This is a genomic window from Ekhidna sp. ABH4_415, from assembly GCF_056161305.1.
The window spans coordinates 75,498-94,809 of sequence record NZ_JBSWYW010000006.1; the positions used below are offsets into that span (position 1 = coordinate 75,498).

Genomic DNA, 19,312 nt, shown 5'->3' on the forward strand with positions numbered 1-19,312 from the left:
TTAGCGGCACTATGAAACGTCGCAACTTCCTAACCAAATCTGCTCTGGCTGCAGCAGGTGCTACCACGCTGGCTTCCTGTGTGAAATCCGAAGAAAAAAGCCACGGACCCTATATCAATTTCAACAATACCTATCGGTGGAAGATGACCACCACCTGGCCGCCCAATTTTCCCGTGGTAGGTGAAGGCTGTAAGCTTCTTGCAGAGTGGGTAAAGAAAATGTCTGGGGGCCGAATGGAGATTACCGTATACGGTGGAGGAGAGCTGATCCCGGCACTAGAAGGCTTTGATGCAGTAAGTAATGGGGCCGTGGAAATGAATCATGGAGCCGCCTATTATTGGGCTGGAAAAGTACCGGCCGCACAGTTTTTCGCAGCGGTTCCATTCGGTATGAATGCACAGCAGATGGGTTCATGGATCATTTCCGGCGGAGGTGCAGAGCTCTGGGAGGAGCTTTATGCACCATTCAATATTCAACCGATACTGTGTGGAAATACCGGCGTGCAGATGGCCGGCTGGTTTAAGAATGAGATCAAAACAATTGAAGATTTACAGGGCTTGAAAATGCGGATTCCGGGATTAGGGGCGAAAGTGCTGGAAAAAGCAGGAGGTACCCCGGTACTTGTCTCGGGCGGAGAAATTTATACCAACCTGGAACGAGGTGTTATCGATGCGACGGAATGGATTGGGCCTTTCCATGATTACCTGATGGGATTTTATAATGTGGCCAAGTACTATTACTACCCGGGCTGGCATGAGCCGGGACCGGCATTGGAGATGATGATCAACAAACCCAAGTTTGATGCATTGCCTTCTGATCTGCAGGAAATCATCCGAACTGCGTGCTACCGGACCAACCGATGGATGGGTGCAGAGTTTGATGCGAAGAACGGACAGTACTTGCAGAAAATTATCAACGAAACAGATGTGACCGTCGCGCCGTTTCCTGAGGAGGTTTTAAAAGCTCTCAAGGGTTACACCAAAGAGGCGTTGGCTGAATTATGTGAAAAAGATGCCCCGAGCAAAAAGGTGTATGAGGCGTTTGATAAATTCCGAAAAGATGTGAGCACCTGGATGAATGTGAGTGAGCGTGTATTTTACGAACAAATCATGTAAAAAATGAAAATATCTGTTTTATCAATTTTTGCTTGCTTAAGTACCAATTTTATTTTTTCTCAAACACCTGAGGAGCTTGCCAATGCCCAACTGGAAGCATACAATAATCGTGATATTGATGCCTTTGTCGAGCCATATTCGGATTCGGTGAAAGTTTACAATGATAAAAGAGAGTTGCTTTATCAGGGCAAAGAAACGATGCGGGCGCAGTACGGAAACATGTTTGCCCTAACGCCTGATCTGAATTGCAATTTGCTCAATCGCATTGCGGTGAATAATACCGTGATCGAACACGAAGAAGTTACGTTTGGAGAAGGTAGAAAAATCTACGCGATCGTGATGTATAAGGTAGCTGAAGGCAAAATTCAGGAGGTGCATTTTATAGATCGGGAGGAAGGAAAATAAAAAAGGCAGCCCAGGCTGCCTTTAAAACTTTCAACGAAACCTTTTTTAAGGAATGATGTCTATAAATCCATCACAGTCATCATCAATTCCATTTCCAATAATTTCATTGGCACCTGGGTTAACGAAAAAATTGTTGTCATCACAATCAAATGGAAAGTTAAACCCGTCCCCGTCTACATCTGTGAGATCCATGCCATCACAGTTTTGATCGATTCCATCGTAAGGAATTTCAGGAGCTCCTGGTCGAATAGTAGGATTGGTGTCATCACAGTCAGCTGGAAAAGAAACTCCATCACCATCCACATCTGTAAGGTCAGATCCATCACAGTTTTGATCTATACCGTCATAGGGAATTTCAGGAGCTCCTGGCCTAATGGATGGATTGGTGTCGTCACAATCAGTCGGAAAAGGCACTCCATCACCATCTACATCTGTAAGGTCAGATCCATCACAGTTTTGATCAATCCCATCATAAGGTATTTCTGTAGCTCCGGGATAAATAGATGAATCATTATCATTACAGTCTCCATCTCCGATAGAAACTCCATCACCATCCACATCGTCAACCAAATCTGACCCATCGCAATCCTGATCTACACCGTCGTTAGGTATTTCTGTAGCTCCCGGATAGACAGAAGAGTCATTATCATCACAATCTCCGTCTGATATTGAGAATCCATCTCCATCAGCATCTTCTACCAAGTCAAACCCATCACAATCCTGATCTAATCCATCATTGGCAATTTCTGCAGCGCCGGGATAAATAGAAGGATCCGTATCATCACAGTCTCCATCCCCAACTGTGAAACCATCCCCATCCACATCAAGGTTTGTATTTCCAATATTGATCACCTCATCATTCGTTGAATCATCCAGCGTGATATTGATAGTAGCACGACCATTTTGGAATATTGCATCTACTACAATTGTATAGTGTGTTTTTGGCTGGGGATCAGGTATAGAACCAGTGAATTCCAGTTCATTCACATCGCCATCCACTTCAACGTAGGTGAGCTGTGCAGTAATGCTTAGGGGATCGACAGCAAAATACCCTGCACGTGTCTCAGACTCGTTAAATATGAGTTGGTCACCTGTGCTGTTGGATACGGTTGTTTGGTATGCCTGAAAGTCGGACGTGATATTTTCTGAGTATTCAACAGAAACTTTCACATTGGCTAACTCACATACCAAAGAGACAGAGCTCGTTTCGCCTAAAAGAACCGTAAACGCTTCCTCTCCATAGTAATATGGATTTTCAAATTCGGCTGCAGCCTCATTATTGGAGTGAGCTACCACTGTATAGTTGCCGATTGGCAATTCAATCTCTGGCGGGACAACTGAGTAAGTTTCATATGACTCGATCAGTACGGCGCTCTCATCGTATATTTCAACGATAAAATCTTCTACAGGAACAATCGCGTTTGCTCTTCCTTTTGTCTCAATTATGGAAATAGATTTTTCGAGCGAAAGGGAAAGAATTCCAAACTCATCTTCTACTTCAGGTGGATCTTCCTGACAAGAGACAAAAACCAGAAGACATGACAAGCACGCAGATAGCGTGACTATTGAAATTAATTTTTTCATGGTGATTAAGTGATTAGTGTGATGCAATATATTGAAAATCAATAAAAAAGGCCGACTCCTGGAGCCGGCCATCGCAATAGCCATTAGCTAATGCTGCCTTAGTTTGCCTTTATGATGCGTTTTATCGTTGTGGTCTTACCCCTACTAATCCGCAGGAAGTACGTTCCTGATCTCAGGCTTCTAACATCCATTTGGACAATCCTTCCTTTTGACGATTGAATCGATCGTCCATTCAAATCGTTCAAATGAACCATTGTGTCTTCACTGGATTCGATAAAGACGAAATCGGTAGTGGGATTTGGATAAACCTTTACGGTCAGTTCATCTTCAAACCCAAGCGGAGCTTCGGTTATAGTGAAGGTGAATTCATCAGATACAGACCCTCCGTTCCCGTCAGCTGCGGTCACTGTGATCGTTGCAGTCCCAATGCCAACCTCAGTGATTGTTAGTGTAGTTTCAGAAATCGCAACAGTTGCTACAGAAGAGTTACTGCTCGTAGCATTGTAGGTCAGTACATCACCGTCTTGATCAGCGAAAACATTGGTTAAGTTTACTATTGTAGATTCAAAGCCTTCCTCTAAGCTTTCATCAGCAATAGGATTAGCTACACTAGGAGCATTATTGGGAGCTTCAGTAATGGTAAAAGTAAATTCGTCAGTAACGGATCCGCCAAACCCATCAGATGCTGTTACAGTGATTGCACTAGTTCCTACTCCAACTTCCGTTATTTGGATGTTATTATTGGCTGCAACCGCTACTGTCACTACATCAGTATCACTGCTTTCAACGGAGATGTTTAAGGCATGACCATCTGCATCTGCAAAGGCACCTGCGTAGCTTACCTGTACCGATCCAAATCCTTCCTCTTCGGATAAATCCTGAAATGCGGTCTCAAGCGTAGGAGCGGTATTTTCACCTACAATCACAGAGATATTCCACTCTTGTGCAGATCCATCCTCTGCCGTTACAGTATAAACCACTGTATTAGTAAAATCCTGTGCTCCTGTTGGAGAATACGTTGCGCCCTTAGACACTGTGATTACAGGAGTAAGAGCTGTAACATCTGTTCCAATCTCAACCTCTGTACCTACGGTATGATTGATAGGGTCAATTACAGCATCGCTGGTTTGCTCCTCAAGTGAGAATGTTAGTATATCATTTTGAGGGCATAATTCATACACTTCGACGGTGATGAATGAACAGGTGGTTGAGCTTGAACATGCTCCTTCTCCCCGTACATAGTAGGTAGTTGTTGCAGAAGGACTAACATCAATAGATGAACCAGATCCAATAGGTGTACCTCCACAACTTTCCGAATACCATTCCCATGTCAAAGCGTCGTTCAACTCGGCATCTCCTATCGAAAGGGTAACAGTAGTGCCATCACAGGTTTGATTTTCACTAGCCTCAATCGTTGGTAGATCTGGATTATTACATAGACCAAAGATGTAAGCCGCTCCGGAGTTGGTCATGGGGTTTGCTCCATCAGAATCCAGATTTGCATAGATATCTGATGCTATGATATCGTCACCATCTAATGATATATAATTGCCAAAATCGGAGTTGTTGTCGTAAAAAGCGGGAGTAATTATATCGCTTTGAATCCACTCATTACCTGATTTAGAGAATATGTAGACCCCACTTCCATCAGCAGTTGGATCAACGTAGTAAGCACCAACGGCAATGTTATTACCACTAATTGATACACTTCTTCCAAATTCTCCATCCTCAATAAGTACATCTGCAGTCAGCTTTCCTGTCTCACTCCAAATTCCAGCTTCTGATCTTTCAAAAACATAAACTTGTCCAGCCCAGGACACCCCTTCAACATACTTTTCATTATTACCAATAATGAGCGTTTCCCCATCTATATCAATGTTGTAACCGAGGTACTCATACTCTAGTCGATCACTAGCGACTAGTTTAGCTACCTCTGTCCACTCTCCGCTTTCATTTTCTTCATACATGTAGACAGCACCGGTTTGTTCAAGCAACGTTAGACCATCTTCTGCAAGGCTATTTGCTTCGGGTGCACCAATTGCAATGTATCCATTTGTAATAGCCACGCTTTCACCATAATAGGACCCATAAGTAGTTCGATCACTTGCAACAATCTTTTGTACTTCCTCCCAAACTCCAGAGGCGTTTCTTTTGAAAATGTAGGCGGCTCCAGCGTCACTGTGGTAGTTTTCTCCATTTTCGTCGTATGCGTCATATAGAGCCGAGGCAACAAGATAGTCACCGGCCAGGTCCACATCATATCCAAATTCGATTCCATCATCATTCGATCCAGAAGGAGTCAATTCTTGCCTGTATTCCCATGTGCCAGATTCATTTTTTTCGTACATCAAAATGATCCCATCACTAAATCCGGTACTTGTACCTTCTTCATATGGCATGGCAATGGCAGCATAATCACCATCAATCGCTAATATCTTTCCAAAATTGTCATAGCTGGATCTATTAGATGGTCTTACAAGTTTTTGTGTCTGGCTCCAACTACCCACTTCATCTTTTTCGAAAACAAAAGCGGCACCTGCATCTCTTACCCAATTCTCCTCGTTTTCATCGTAATCATGAGCGTGAGCGCCAACAAATGCATAGCCATTGGAAATAGCAATATCCTCTCCAAAATAGGAGTAGCTATACCGGGCATCAGGAGTGATTTTGTATTCAGAGCTTGCAGCACTTCCCTGCGGGCCGTCATTTACTTCTTTGATATTTATGATAAAAGATTGATCTAATGAAGCGCCACCATTATCAGTCGTTCTGATAAGCACAGAGTAGGATGAACCATCTAAAAAGTCAAAACTGGTTGCTGTTACAAGCTTATCATCCACAATATCAAAGAGTGCATTACCTTCATCACCTGTCCCTGAAACCAGTGTGTATACATGATCATCTACCACATCAATATCCTGAGTCGATAACATGCCCACTACTGTTCCGATTGGAGCTCCTTCAACCACCATATCATTATCAAGGTAAATAGCAGTTGGTGCTTCATCAGGAAGATCATTGATGGTAATCGTGAATACTTTTTCAAATGTTCCTCCGTATGAAACATTGTCATCAGTCATTACTCGTATAGAGTAGCTGTTTTTGGATTCATAATCCAAAGAAGTATTTAATTCGAGAGCATTTCCATTGATTAAAAAAGCACTATTATCAATGTCTCCCGCTCCAGCAACGAGGCTGTAAGTATGTGAATCTGCATCAACATCTTCTGTAGAGAACGTTCCCGCAACTGTTCCTATGCTACTATTCTCATCAATATCAGTTGAAGAGAGCAATATGTCCGTGGGAGTATCATTTTGATGTACGATGGTAGCGGTCCAAACCTCCGTGGTAGTGCCATCCTCAGCAGTGACAGTGTAGTCCTGGGGGGTGGTGAAGTCTCTAGCGATACCATTTGGGTCAATGGATGCACCTACATATACACCAATTGAAGGGTTGAGAGAAGTCAGGTCTGTTCCATTGGTCACTTCAAGCAAGACAGTAGAGTTGGTATTAATAATAACTGCATCTTCATATTTGTTTGCATGAGTAAAAACCGTAATGTCCGCGATACGATTAGATGCTTCAAATGCCCCTTTGCTTGGAACCTGGCTATTTCTCAGGTTTCCATTGTGGTCCGTAGTGATTGTCGTATTAGCAATGGCACGGAATTCTGGATTAGTCTCAGAGGATGCAGATAAAGTGAGATCGCCAATTGAAGGATTGACAAAAGATGGCTCTGAAAATGTTAGCGAAGGGGAATAAGCCGATGCTTCTTGGATTGTTGTATAGCTATTGATGTATCTCGTTTCACTTATTCCATCGTCGTAAATGTACACATTGTTGTAGCCCAGACTGACCAATGATTTGTCTGCATTAATTGCCTGCTTGCTAGAGGCAGAGCTACCAGAGCTGTTTATACTTATAATGTTGTTTAGAACCTTCCCTCCTGCAGTTGTGGAACTTAGGCTAATTGCGGAGATGTATGCATCATTTGATGTGCTTCCTCCACGGACAGAAATAGAATTATGGATGATTTCATTATTGCCATCATAGCTAGCAGAAATTCCATTGAATCGATTTTCATATGCCGTAAATTCATGGCTTAAGGAATTGTTGTAAGCTTTAAGTCCGGTGTTTACGAAAATACATGTAATGAGTCCTACCTGGTTGGTTCTATTTAAACCATAGAATTTGTTGTTCTCCACTACAATATTATTTGGAAAACCGGATTGAGGACCTGAGGTGGTGTAAGAGTACACTGCATAAACGTGATCATTTAAATCAATAGGCGACTCTGCAAAGAATTCACAATCCGAAATGGTAATATCGTCCCAATATTGTGCGCCTGAAACAGCTCCTGCATTCGAACCATAGATGCCGTATCGGCCTTGAATATTAATTTTTAAATTTTTGAAAGTGGAATTACGGACATGGGTATACATTCTGATCTCTCCATTGATTTGAACGACTTTATCTCCAGTAATTGGATTAGAGCCATCAAAAATGATATTATCAGACCCGTTTATGCGGAAGTCGTGGTTGATTTGGAGGTCTGTGACATCTGAAGCTGGCCTGATCGTCGTAAAATAGGTTAGACTGCCAGCTACATAACCAAGCGTAGCAAGATCGGTAGTGGCATAGTCAGATTGGAGTTCTAGTATAACATCTCCATTAATTCCACCAGCAGATTGCAGTCCTGAGAATGCAGCTGTTAATGTTTCATAATCAGCTCCTGGTCCTATGGTGAAGGTTCCGGATACCTGTGCCTTCACTGATAATAATCCTATCAGTAAAGCACCGATAGTTGTTAAGTTTTTAATTTTTGTCATGGCATTGCGATTTAGTTTGAATCCAAACTTCCCGCTATCCATTTAAAAATCACCTGACCTTATGGGCTAGTTTTGTCCTACCCTGGCGGGTAGTTTTTTTTAAATCATTGAATAGGAGCTATAATGACTATTTTTTATGATGGTCCAACAATCAAATGCAAGGCTTCTTTGCGGTTGTTAACACCTAGTTTGTCGTAAATATTTTTGAGATGATACTTTACTGTGTTCACAGAAACAAAAACCTCTTCAGCGATTTCCTTATTGGTTTTGTCAGAAACAGTAAGATTTAATATTTCAAATTCCCTTTCCGTTAAGGGTTGGTGAAGCTTTTGGTTGAGCTCATCCAAACTGAGCTTTATCGCATTGCTGTCACCCAGCAAAGAGTTGATTTTTAGTCTAAGGTTTTCGATTTCTTCACCCAATAATTTTTGCTTTAAACTGGCTTTTTGTCTGAGGTAAAATATGATGAAGCCACCCACAATGACAATTACCACAAGGACACCAATCAATAGGTATTTTTCGAGACGCTGCTGTGCCAGCTGCAGTGTGGCTATTGCCAGCTCCTGCTCTTTCTTCTCCGTTTGATATTTGGTTTCGAGTTCAGCAATCTGCCTGGATTTTTCGCTGGTAAAAATCTCTGCTTCCAACTCATTTTTGTTTTCAAGGTACTGCAGGGCTGATTGGTAATCTCCCTGCTCCACAGCTATCTGACTCAGAAGATCATAGGTATACACTTCATCCTGTGCAAACCTGTAGTCCTTTGCAATATTGAGTGCTTCAAGTGCCATCGCTTTTGCTTCCTCATTTCGTCCCATAAACATAAGGTTCTCTGCTTTGCTTTGAAGTGTGTTTTGAATACCGGAGTTCATTTTGATATCCCTGAATACGATCAACGCCTCATCGTAGAGTTCGTTAGCTTTTGCGTATTGTTCCAGGTAGAGTGAATAAGTAGTGCCGGAATTAAGTAGCGTGTTGGCGTATCCTTCCTGCTCTCCAATGGCGAGAAATAGCGATGCTGCTTGATCATAATAATCAAGTTCTTTTTGAATGTTCTCGGCATAACCAGCCATCATACCTAGGTTGTTTAGTGCATGACCCCAGCGTAGCGTATCTCCAAACTGTCGGGATAGTGCTTCTACTTGCTGAAAGTACTCGATCGCTTTTTGATCCTCTTCCTGCATTAGGTGGTCAATACCAATATTGTTAAAAGCATCAATGAGCGTGAGGGTGTCTTGGTATCTCTCAGCAATTTCAATGGCTTTAAATGCGTTTGTTGTTGATTTTTCGTAATCTGCGAGATAGCTGTAGCTAGTGGATAATGCCACATATACCTGTCCTTTCAGTTTTTCATTAAACGAACCACTTAGCTTAAGCGCTCTATTGCACAAGATCAGCGCTGTGTCTGGTTTTGTTTCAGCATACTCTTTGGCCAGCTTCGTAAGAGTGATCAAATAGGTGGAATCCGAAACTTTCTGGGCCTGAAGTTCTCTTTCCAGGCTTTCTATGGTAGTCTGAGCTGCTACATTCAAGCAAAATAAGGTGAGAGTAAAACACTTAAGGCGTTTTAACAACATAGTCTAAGGCTTCTTTGCGATTATTCACTCCTAATTTACCATAGGTGTTGCGCAAATGGAATTTTACAGTACTTGTAGAGATAAATAATTCTTTTCCAATCTCACTGTTTGTCTTGCCATCAAGACTATGTTTAAGCACCTCAAACTCCCGCTCGCTGAGGGGAGTGTTTAGCTTATCATTGACCTCTTCGATGGTAAGGGAAATTTCAGGAGGAGTGGCATTTAATTCATTTAGTCTTTTCTGTAGCGCATCTAATCTAAGCTCCTGGGCCTCCATATCTGCACGTTGCTGTAAAACACGTACTCTGATTTTATACAATGTGAAAATGAATCCTACGATTAGCAGGATACACCCAGTGTAAAACCACCAGCTCTCCCAATACGGGGTAGCAACTATAATCGATACGGACTTTATTTTACCCCAGCCCCCTTCACGTGTTTTCGCTTTCACTTTAAACGTATAGGTGCCACCGTCCAGATTCGTGTATATTGCAAATCTTCGATCCTTTGTATAAACCCAATCCTGATCCTGACCGCTCAATTGATAAGCATAGGTGAGCTTGGTTTGAGCATTATAGTTTGGAGAGGTGAATGCAAACGAAAAATTATTTTCCCAATATTCCAGGCTGATTTCTTCGGTGAAGTCAATGTGCGTTTCCATCGGAAAATCATGATTGGCGACCTGAAAATCTGTAAGATAGACCTCTGGAAGCTCTTCACTTTGACGTTTTAGTTGGTTGGTCAGAACGTAGTATCCTCCATAAGTACCATAAAAAATTTCACCATTAATTTCTTTTAAGTATCCACTTGAGGCCAGACCATCAGATTGGTCATAATTGAAGAAAATCATGGAGGAGGTGTTGATCTTGCTAACTCCTTTTTGAGTCGTGATCCACATATAATCATCACCATCAAATTCAATATCTATGATTATGTTTCCAGGGAGATCCGAATTCAATACATTGTAAATGGTTTCCTGCTCTCCTTCCAATTTAACCAGTCCCCTTGTAGTTCCCAGCCATATTACACCATCTCTATCCATGGCAATGGAGTGTATGTGTTTCTCGTTTTTGCTTTCAATGATTTCCAGTTTGTGTTTTCGGACTGTGTTTTCTTCATCATTATAAATGCTAATGCCGCGGTTGCTGCATATCCATAGCTCACCATTGGGGTGAACCATCATGTCCTGTTGCCACTCATCCAAGTCGCCAAGCATTTCAATTCTGGAAACTTCATGAGTCTCGAGATTAAATTTCCATGTGCCTCCAAAACGAGTGAGAATAATGGCCATTTTATCGGTCCAGATTTCCAAGGCACCAATATCCAGTTCATTATTTTTTAGTGCTTTGATTTCTAACCGCTTAAACTGCTTAGTTTTCTTATTGAACAGTAGAAACTCATTTTTGGAATTTACAATGTAGATTCCATCATTTACCTCGAGTAAGGCTCTGATACCAATGATATTCTCGTCCATTGGAATGGTATTTACCTCACCAGTTATCTTATCTATTTCCAGCAGCTTATAGAGCTTCAACCCGGTCATATAAATCTTATCATACTTTCCTGATATGTAGGTAATGGTGCCTAATTCAGGATCTGAAAATTCAATTGGGTTGAAATCAAAAAGCGGATCATCAAAATTCGAGTAAGCAACACCATGTTTATTGCCAACCCACAACTGACCCGAGGGATTGTACACAGTATAAGTAAAGCCCGGAAAGGGTGTTTGCTGATGGTTAATATCAGCGTTTATAAACTGCAGCTTGTTATTTTCAATACTGTAAACAGCAAGTCCTTGTTTTCTGGCAGCTATCCAATATTCATTTCCTGATTTCCTGGTAAGACCGAAAATTCTAAGCTGATTTTTCGGATCTGAATAAACACCCTTCCATTTGTTTTCTGATATACTGTAAATATCAATTCCAGCATGGAATAACCCGGCAATCAACCGATCTCTGTCTATTTGTTCAAGAGCAAACAGGCCATGCCGATTGATGCTTGTTAGTGGGTGTTCAATGACCGAAAATATTTCCTTTTCGATATCGAATTTGATAAGTCCACTGGTTGTACCCAGCCATAAGGTATTCGGGCGGTATCGGTCCAGGAGCATTCCTCGTATGGCCTTTACACCCGGGATTTGAATAGATTTAAATGGGTCATAGTTGATAGATTTTCTAGTGTGTTTATTGAACTTACTGAGGCCACCACCATTATCAAATGCCACCCAAATGATGCCGTCTGTGCCTTCAACCAGTTTTCTCACCCGATCGCCGGCAATAGTTGTAGGATCATCCGGGTTGTGTTTAAAGGAAGTGAATTGTTCGGTCTGAGGATTAAATCTGTTTAATCCTCCGCCATTGGTCCCCACCCAGATGATTCCATCTGCATCCTGAATGAGGCTGTTGATATTATCATCAGAGATATCATAGCCCATGTCCTGGGTATACGGCTTTACTTCATATCCATCATATCTGCAAAGGCCTGAAGTTGTTCCGATCCACATAAAACCCCTGTTATCCTTCAGGAAGCAGTAGGCATTATTGCCAGGAAGGCCATCGGCCTGAGTGAGTCTGGTAAATGTCTGAGATAGAGTGGAAAGGGGTATGAATAGAACGAGCGTGATCAGAACTAGCTTCCTGATATAAAAGTATCTGAATGAATAATTGAACTTCACAGAGTCAGGATTTAGGAACTCTTTACTACATAATCCAACGCTTCCTTACGGTTGTTTACTCCAAGCTTACTGTAAGTATTTCGCAAATGAAATTTTACCGTACTGGTGGATATAAATAATTCATCGGATATCTCCTGATTAGATTTTCCTTCCAAACTTAATCGCAGCACTTCAAACTCTCTCTCTGAAAGCGGTGTGTGAATCTTGTCATTCAATTCTTCAACAGCATCTGTTGTTAATTTTTGAGGTGTTACGTTGAGATCTATCAGTCGTTTTTCCAGGGCTTCAATCTGGAGCTCCTGAGCCTCACGCTGGGCGTGCAATTTTTTATGGCGCTGATTAAAGTAAACTGCTAAAATCAGGATTGTCATTAATGCACCTATCCCAATAGCTATTTGTGCATTTCTGATTTTAGCTAGCGTGGCAGATTGCAAGTCATTCAAGAGAGAAAGCCGCTCTATTTCAGCTTCTTTTTGAGCAGTTTGATATTCCTGATCCAGCATCAAAATCGCTTGTTGTTTTTGCCTTTGAAGCAAGGTATCATTCAACGCCTGATACATCTTCAAGTCATTATTGGCTAACTGAAAAAGTTTTTGTTGCTCATAAATACTGGATCTTTTCATCAATGTGGCCATCGAATGTTCGATTAGCCCAAGCTCCTCAGATATTTTTAATGATGCATCCAGTACAGATTTGGCTTTGTCATAATTGTACAAGCCCAGATAAGCGTCGGCAAGCACTTCAGCAGCGTCGACTTGATTGCTGCTGGGTGCTGAACCAAAATACTTATAAGCCATTGAGGCTAAATCCAGGGCCTTAAGGTAAGCGCCTTTTGCAGCGTATATTTTGGATTTAATGATCCACAGTTTGGCAAGACTCAAACTATCATTTAGTGAGGAGGCTTCATTGGTAGCCCAATCAGTATAGAATAAAGCACTATCCAGCTCATTGGCCATCAGGAATGCCTGGCTGAGCTTCGAGGCTCGACTAATATGGATGGTATGGTCACCTGCAATTGTTTTTTTTACTTTCAACCCCTTCTTATAATAAGCAATTGCTTTAGCTGCATCATTCATACTCAAATGAAGCGAACCTAGATTAACCAGGTCATAAGCTAATGCGACAGAATCTTCTAAAGCAAAGTCTATCTCATATGCTATTTGAAAGTATTCGAATGATTGATCATAATCCCCTAGGCTGCTGTATATCGTCCCCAGACTTGATGCTTGATTTGCGATTTCTATTGAGTCTTTCTCATTCACTGTAAAATCAAATGCATACTTGTAATAGGGAATTGCAGCCACGTACTGTCCTAAATACCGGTAACAAAATCCAGCGTGACTATAGCATTCCATTTTGTTGTACGGATGTAGTGGAAAGGAACCTTCTTCACTTAATTGAATAGCCTTCAGGTAGTGTGTAAGCGAAGATTCAATGTCATTAAGAAAATAATAAGCATCTGCCTTGATTTGATTAACCCGGGCAAAGTTTTTAGTATGACTGTTCTTAATTAGTGAATCTGCAGCGTTTATTACTTCAGCATATTGTTCATCGGCATACAAACGCTCAAGCCATGCCACACGCTCATCGTATTCTTGACTAAAGCCCAGAAGGAAAGAAGAAAAAATGAGGGTCAATAAACTAAGGCGTCTCACCCCACCAATTTAACCAACCCAGGGAAAATTATTAGTATAGTTAAAAATATTAATTGAATAATCACAAACGGAATGATCCCCTGATAGATGTGCTTCGTTTTTACTTCGGGAGGAGCTACCCCCTTCAAGTAGAAAAGTGCAAAACCAAAAGGAGGTGTTAGGAAAGAGGTTTGAAGGTTGACTGCCAGCAAGATTCCAATCCAGATCAAGTCCACTCCAAGGGTTACAAAGATGGGAGCTACCACCGGCACGAAGATGAAAACGATCTCAATGAAGTCGATGAAGAAGCCCGAAATGAAGACTATGATCATGACAATGATCAGGAATGACGTGGCGTCCAGGTTGGCACTCTCAATAATGTTAAGCAGAAACTTGTCACCTTCAAGCCCCCTGAAAACCAATGAAAAGGCGGTCGCACCCACCAGGATCATGAACACCATGGACGTCAGCATGGTGGTTTCTTTCATTACACCCTTCAGCATTTTCAGATTAAATTTTTTGCTGATTATGGCCAAAACCATCGCGCCGAAGGCGCCCACTCCAGCGGCTTCCGTAGGTGAGGCCACTCCGGCGAAAATGGAACCCAGCACAATGAGGATTAGGATGAATGGAAACAGAAAGGACTTGACCACCTCGGCAGAGAATCCTTCAGATTTAAACGCCTGGACCTGCTCTTTTGATACCTTGGGAACCCGACCAGGAAAGACCTGACCATAGATGATGATGTATAGGAGATAGACAACCACCAGACAAATGCCTGGCACTACCGCAGCTAAAAACAAATCTCCAACGGATACATTGAGTACGCTACCCAGAAGAACAAGAACCACGGAAGGAGGGATGATTTGTCCCAAAGTCCCTGAGGAGGCAATGACTCCCGTGCTGATTCGTGGACCATAACCATTTTTCAGCATGGTAGGTAGGCTGATCAACCCCATGGTTACTACGGTTGCACCTACGATCCCAGTGGATGCTGCAAGCATGGCGCCTACTACTACTACCGCTATAGCCAAACCACCACGGATCTGGCCAAAGAGCATACTCATGGTGTAAAGTAGTCGCTCTGCGATACCGGACTTTTCCAACATCATGCCCATAAAAATAAAGAGTGGTACAGCCAGTAACACAAAATTTTGCATGGTGCCATATACCCGCAGGGAAAGGAGGTAGAAAAAGTCCATGTCAAAGACAATTAGTCCCACAATTACAGACAATCCGCCCAGAGTAAAAGCAACCGGATAGCCTACTAATATTAAAAGAAATATGGCTCCAAAGAGTATCAGTGGGAGGTACTCCATCATGGCTTATCGTAGATAAAATAGATGTTACTGATGGTTTGCAATGAGTAATTATCTTTCTCTACCACCTTTTTTTGCACGTCCTTCATGGCGGTAGTATCAATTCCGATCTTTAAAAAATGAGCGCCTTTTTCAAAGTCACTGATGTCTACAAATGAGGTGAAGCCAAACTCAGAGGTGATAGGATGTTGGGTCTTAAACCAATTAATGTTTTTGATAGGTGTATCGTCAATGTTGACCGACAGCCTTTTATTGAAATAGATACTGATCGAGTCTGAGGACAGCTCATCCCATTTGGTTTTGTTTAGTGTTTTTCCTTCCAATACGTATACGCCACCAAAAGCACTGATGTCTTTAAGAAATATTTTCAACGTGTTGTCTTGAATAATGTCTGACTGAATAGTGGTTACCAGATAACTATCTGGGTTTCGGGTATTTTCATAGTTAGCACTATTATAATCACCCGATGCGCCGTTGATATAGTAACGATCTCTTTCATTGTCTTTGATCGTGCCTTTTATCCAAACAAACCCTGCGACAACTCCAAGCACTATAAATGGTATCAGGTACGATTTCCAACCTCGTGTGTTTGAAATAAGCACCAGTAGTGATCTTCTGTAAAGGAATGAAAGAGTAACGATGCGAAAGAAGAATGCAACATAATAAAACCAGTCAGCAGACCAGTTTTTTCTCCTGAAGTATCCATTAGTTAAGAAGTCAATAAATACGAGCAAGGTGAGCAGAAAATAAAACAGAATGAATATGCCCACCACACCAGCGAAATAGGTGTTTTTATTCATAAATGGGCTGAGCCACTCAATAAAGTAGATGAACGAGAAAATGAAAGAAGCAAATCCGATTAGCGTTCCAAAAAATATAAATGAGATACCATAAATAATGGATGAGAGCTCTTCTAACCTCAATACCATTTTTACCAGGGAGCCTGACTTGCTCAGTTCTTTATTAAACTTTCCTTTAAACTTTAAAGAGGTGGTGTCAATCCCCTTTGGAAAAACATAGCTAAGGCCTACGGATGCCACCCAAACCCCTCTCACCAGGATATGCAGGATGTAGCCAAAACTTAAAAGCCGAACAGCAGTTTCAACCATCCTAAAGAGCTTATGAAGCTCACTTCCACGCTCAAATGATTTCAACGCCCATTGGTTTAGAAAATCAGGAATTTGAAAAAGGGCGTAGAGCACCAACGCAGATATCAGCAATTCAGCTTCCCAGCTATTTAATTGGATGGTTTTTAGCCAGCGAGGAGTTTTTTCTTCCAGCGGCTTATTGGTTTGTTTTTCTTCCATGGGAGATTGTAGCAATGGATTTAGTGATTAGTGAAACTCCTTGCAGCCCTAATAAGAAAAAACCTGCCGGAATGGTCGATTTGATAATCCACCGTGCAGGCAATCCACCAGGTTGGGGGCTTGTTTCGTTTAATAAGAATGAACTTTTAACAAAGGAGAGTGACTCCCAAAAGGCGACCGCACAAAATGGCAGAAGCAGTAATGCTGTTCCAATCAGGTTTACCCACGCCTGAGATTTTTCAGAAAATCGATGATAAAATACATCCACTCGTACGTGCTTGTCTTCCTGTAGCGTAAAGGCAGCACCCAATAGAAAAATTGCCGCAAACAAATGCCACTCCAATTCGAACGATGCAGCAGACGTCATGCTAAAGGTATAACGAAGAATCACGTCTACCACAATTACCAACACCAGAAGAGTGGTGAGCCATGAAACGGCTTTTCCTATCGCTTTATTTAGGTTGTCAATGAGGGTCACTTCAACGAAAATAGTAAAAGAACCGAAACCTTCTTCATACCTTTGCAATATGAAGGATATCCGGAAAGAGTCGTTGGAAAGTTTAACCACCTGGTTTGAGGAGAGCGGAGAAAAGAAATTCCGAGCAAAACAGGTGTGGGAGTGGTTGTGGACAAAATCTGCCAGGAGCTTTGATGAGATGTCCAATCTTTCTAAAGACCTCAGAGATCGGTTAAAGAAAGAATTTGTCATCAACCACATCACGATTGACAATTCACAGCTCTCCAACGATGGCACCATTAAGTCGGCCTTCAGACTTCATGATAAGCACTTAATTGAGGGCGTGCTAATTCCAGCTGATGACCGGATGACGGCCTGTGTGTCTTCACAGGTTGGGTGCTCACTAAGCTGTAAATTTTGCGCGACCGGATACATGAAGCGAGAGCGAAATTTGGATGGTGGAGAAATTTACGACCAGGTAGTGGCCATCCGCGATCAGGCGGAAGAGCATTATCAGAAGCCACTGTCCAATATTGTGTTTATGGGCATGGGTGAACCACTTTTGAATTATAAGGGGATGATGGAAGGCATTGACCGGATCACAGCGGAAGACGGACTGAATATGTCTCCGAAACGAATCACGGTTTCTACAGCTGGGATTGCCAAGATGATCACGAAACTGGCAGATGATGAAGTCAAATTCAACCTGGCCCTTTCCCTGCATGCAGCGGATGACAAGAAGCGTGATTCCATCATGCCGATCAATGAGACAAACACATTGGAAGCATTGCTTAAGGCTTTGAATTACTTCTACGAAAAGACAGGTAACCGAATTACATTCGAGTACATACTGTTTTATGACTTTAATGACTCAATAGAGGATGCTGACAAGCTTTTGAAATATGCCCGTAAAGTGCCGGGTGTTCGAGTGAATATTATTGAGTATAACCCTATATCAGAAGCCTCATTCACCAAAGCTGATCCGGAAACCATTGATCGCTTCGCTAATCATTTGATCAAAGGAGGTATTCACACCAGCGTCCGCAGAAGCAGAGGGAAGGACATTGATGCAGCCTGCGGTCAACTGGCCAATAAGTCGAAAGTAGCATGACACATGTCTAGTATTAAAATTTTCATCGTCTCATTTTTATCTATATTTAGCTCACCTTTTTAACCGAGTGAGATGAAATTTTTTAGTTGCCTACTTGCCATATTATTGGCAACACCTGGTTCCATACAATTTTTCCATAAACAAAAAGTCATTGCAACCATTACGGATAATCGATTGATAGAGGCCTCCGGACTGGAGGAATCACACCTGAATCATGGATATTTCTGGACGCACAATGATAGCGGTGGTGATCCCGCCCTTTACCTGGTAGACCAGTCAGGAGCAATCAAGATGGAGGTAATGTTGGAAGGAATTGAGAATAGAGACTGGGAAGAGATTATCACGGTAAAGGAAGGAGATAGCTCATACATTTATGTAGCTGAGATAGGTGATAATAAGGCTGTTCATGATTATGTAAGTCTTATCAAGCTAAATGAGCCTAAGCTTGGAAACGAAAGGATATGTGTCAACAAAGAGGAGTTGACAATCATGAAATTCCAGTTTAAGGAAGGCGCTAGAGATTCTGAAGCAGTATTTTTTGATTATGCATCGGATGAATTTGTACTGATCACTAAAAGAGAAAAGAACCCACTCATTTACTCATTTAAGTTCGAAGAATCGAGTAAGCCGTTGACAATAGAGGCAAAAGGAACACTTCCAGCAGCGATGTATACAGCCGCTGATATGAATGAGAATGGAGAAATTCTATTAAAACATTATGCAGCTATCTACTATTGGGAAGCATCAGATATACCTGCTGTGGATCGAATATTGAAATGGGCTCCTGTTTCTATTGAATACTCACCAGAACCTCAAGGTGAGGCAATTTGCTGGTATCAGGGCGATTTTTATACGATTAGCGAGAAAAATACAGGAAAGCCGCAGGAGATGCTGTTTTTCCAGCGGTTGAAATAAAACTCAGCTTTCAATTGATTGGCAGTTGCCTGAAACACAAGTCATTTCAGGAGCGGTGACTACTGAACAATCTGATCCCAGATTATTCATTTCGTTATACTTAGCATTCAGCTCATTGTATTCCTCTATAAGTGCATCCAGCCTGGTTTGGTCTGTTGCATCAGAGTGTACAATGAATCGAGTAGGCCCACCACAAGGCTTAACACCAATAGGAGTGGCTAAACATTGATTGGAAGCCTCACATGAGGTATGAATGAGATTTTCTATTTCAGCATCGATGCTGCTCATCTGTTTAAGCAGGTCACCTGACGTTGGTGCGTCTTCCTTGCAGCTCAATACCAGCAACAAAGGGAAAACCAATAAGTATTTGCTCATAGCTTTGAATTTA

At 41.9% G+C, this 19,312-nt stretch carries 13 protein-coding genes; 4 read left to right on the forward strand and 9 right to left on the reverse strand.

The window, feature by feature from the left end:
* Positions 1-11 precede the first annotated feature (11 nt).
* Together ACXAH9_RS11490 and ACXAH9_RS11495 are read left to right on the forward strand one after the other, a co-directional pair.
* Complete coding sequence (locus ACXAH9_RS11490) at positions 12-1,115, forward strand: TRAP transporter substrate-binding protein (RefSeq protein ID WP_474895009.1); 1,104 nt, start codon at positions 12-14, stop codon at positions 1,113-1,115.
* A gap of 3 nt (positions 1,116-1,118) precedes the next feature.
* Complete coding sequence (locus tag ACXAH9_RS11495) at positions 1,119-1,520, forward strand: nuclear transport factor 2 family protein (protein ID WP_474895010.1); 402 nt, start codon at positions 1,119-1,121, stop codon at positions 1,518-1,520.
* Positions 1,521-1,565: 45 nt separating this feature from the next.
* Here ACXAH9_RS11495 and ACXAH9_RS11500 read toward each other — a convergent pair whose 3' ends face one another.
* The 8 genes from ACXAH9_RS11500 to ACXAH9_RS11535 form a co-directional block, all read right to left on the reverse strand.
* Positions 1,566-3,104 (reverse strand): MopE-related protein, encoded by a 1,539-nt coding sequence (locus ACXAH9_RS11500; RefSeq protein ID WP_474895011.1) that lies wholly within the window; start codon positions 3,102-3,104, stop codon positions 1,566-1,568.
* Between the two features lie 98 nt (positions 3,105-3,202).
* On the reverse strand, positions 3,203-7,933 hold the full coding sequence (locus ACXAH9_RS11505; protein ID WP_474895012.1) for an Ig-like domain-containing protein: 4,731 nt from the start codon (positions 7,931-7,933) through the stop codon (positions 3,203-3,205).
* 134 nt (positions 7,934-8,067) lie between these two features.
* Positions 8,068-9,462: a LuxR C-terminal-related transcriptional regulator gene (locus ACXAH9_RS11510; RefSeq protein ID WP_474895013.1), complete on the reverse strand. Its 1,395-nt coding sequence runs from the start codon at positions 9,460-9,462 to the stop codon at positions 8,068-8,070.
* Positions 9,463-9,487: 25 nt separating this feature from the next.
* Positions 9,488-12,181 carry a ligand-binding sensor domain-containing protein gene (locus ACXAH9_RS11515; protein WP_474895014.1) on the reverse strand — a complete coding sequence of 898 codons (2,694 nt, stop codon included), beginning with the start codon at positions 12,179-12,181 and terminating at the stop codon, positions 9,488-9,490.
* 11 nt (positions 12,182-12,192) lie between these two features.
* Complete coding sequence (locus tag ACXAH9_RS11520) at positions 12,193-13,836, reverse strand: LuxR C-terminal-related transcriptional regulator (protein WP_474895015.1); 1,644 nt, start codon at positions 13,834-13,836, stop codon at positions 12,193-12,195.
* Positions 13,833-15,137, reverse strand: coding sequence for a TRAP transporter large permease (locus ACXAH9_RS11525; protein ID WP_474895016.1), 1,305 nt, complete (start codon positions 15,135-15,137; stop codon positions 13,833-13,835). The genes ACXAH9_RS11520 and ACXAH9_RS11525 overlap by 4 nt, the downstream gene beginning before the upstream one ends.
* The gene (locus ACXAH9_RS11530) at positions 15,134-16,441 is read right to left on the reverse strand and encodes a hypothetical protein (protein WP_474895017.1); all 1,308 of its coding nucleotides are present in this window, start codon (positions 16,439-16,441) and stop codon (positions 15,134-15,136) included. The genes ACXAH9_RS11525 and ACXAH9_RS11530 overlap by 4 nt, the downstream gene beginning before the upstream one ends.
* Positions 16,419-16,967, reverse strand: coding sequence for a TRAP transporter small permease subunit (locus tag ACXAH9_RS11535; RefSeq protein ID WP_474895018.1), 549 nt, complete (start codon positions 16,965-16,967; stop codon positions 16,419-16,421). Before ACXAH9_RS11535 ends, ACXAH9_RS11530 begins: the two co-directional genes overlap by 23 nt.
* Position 16,968: 1 nt before the next feature.
* Between ACXAH9_RS11535 and rlmN the strand changes: the two genes are divergently transcribed.
* Together rlmN and ACXAH9_RS11545 are read left to right on the forward strand one after the other, a co-directional pair.
* The gene (gene rlmN / locus ACXAH9_RS11540; RefSeq protein WP_474895019.1) at positions 16,969-18,009 is read left to right on the forward strand and encodes a dual-specificity RNA methyltransferase RlmN; all 1,041 of its coding nucleotides are present in this window, start codon (positions 16,969-16,971) and stop codon (positions 18,007-18,009) included.
* Positions 18,010-18,081: 72 nt separating this feature from the next.
* Positions 18,082-18,924: a hypothetical protein gene (locus tag ACXAH9_RS11545; protein WP_474895020.1), complete on the forward strand. Its 843-nt coding sequence runs from the start codon at positions 18,082-18,084 to the stop codon at positions 18,922-18,924.
* Positions 18,925-18,927: 3 nt separating this feature from the next.
* Here the strand turns inward: ACXAH9_RS11545 and ACXAH9_RS11550 are convergent, their stop codons facing one another.
* Positions 18,928-19,299 (reverse strand): hypothetical protein, encoded by a 372-nt coding sequence (locus tag ACXAH9_RS11550; RefSeq protein WP_474895021.1) that lies wholly within the window; start codon positions 19,297-19,299, stop codon positions 18,928-18,930.
* Between the last annotated feature and the right edge of the window lie 13 nt (positions 19,300-19,312).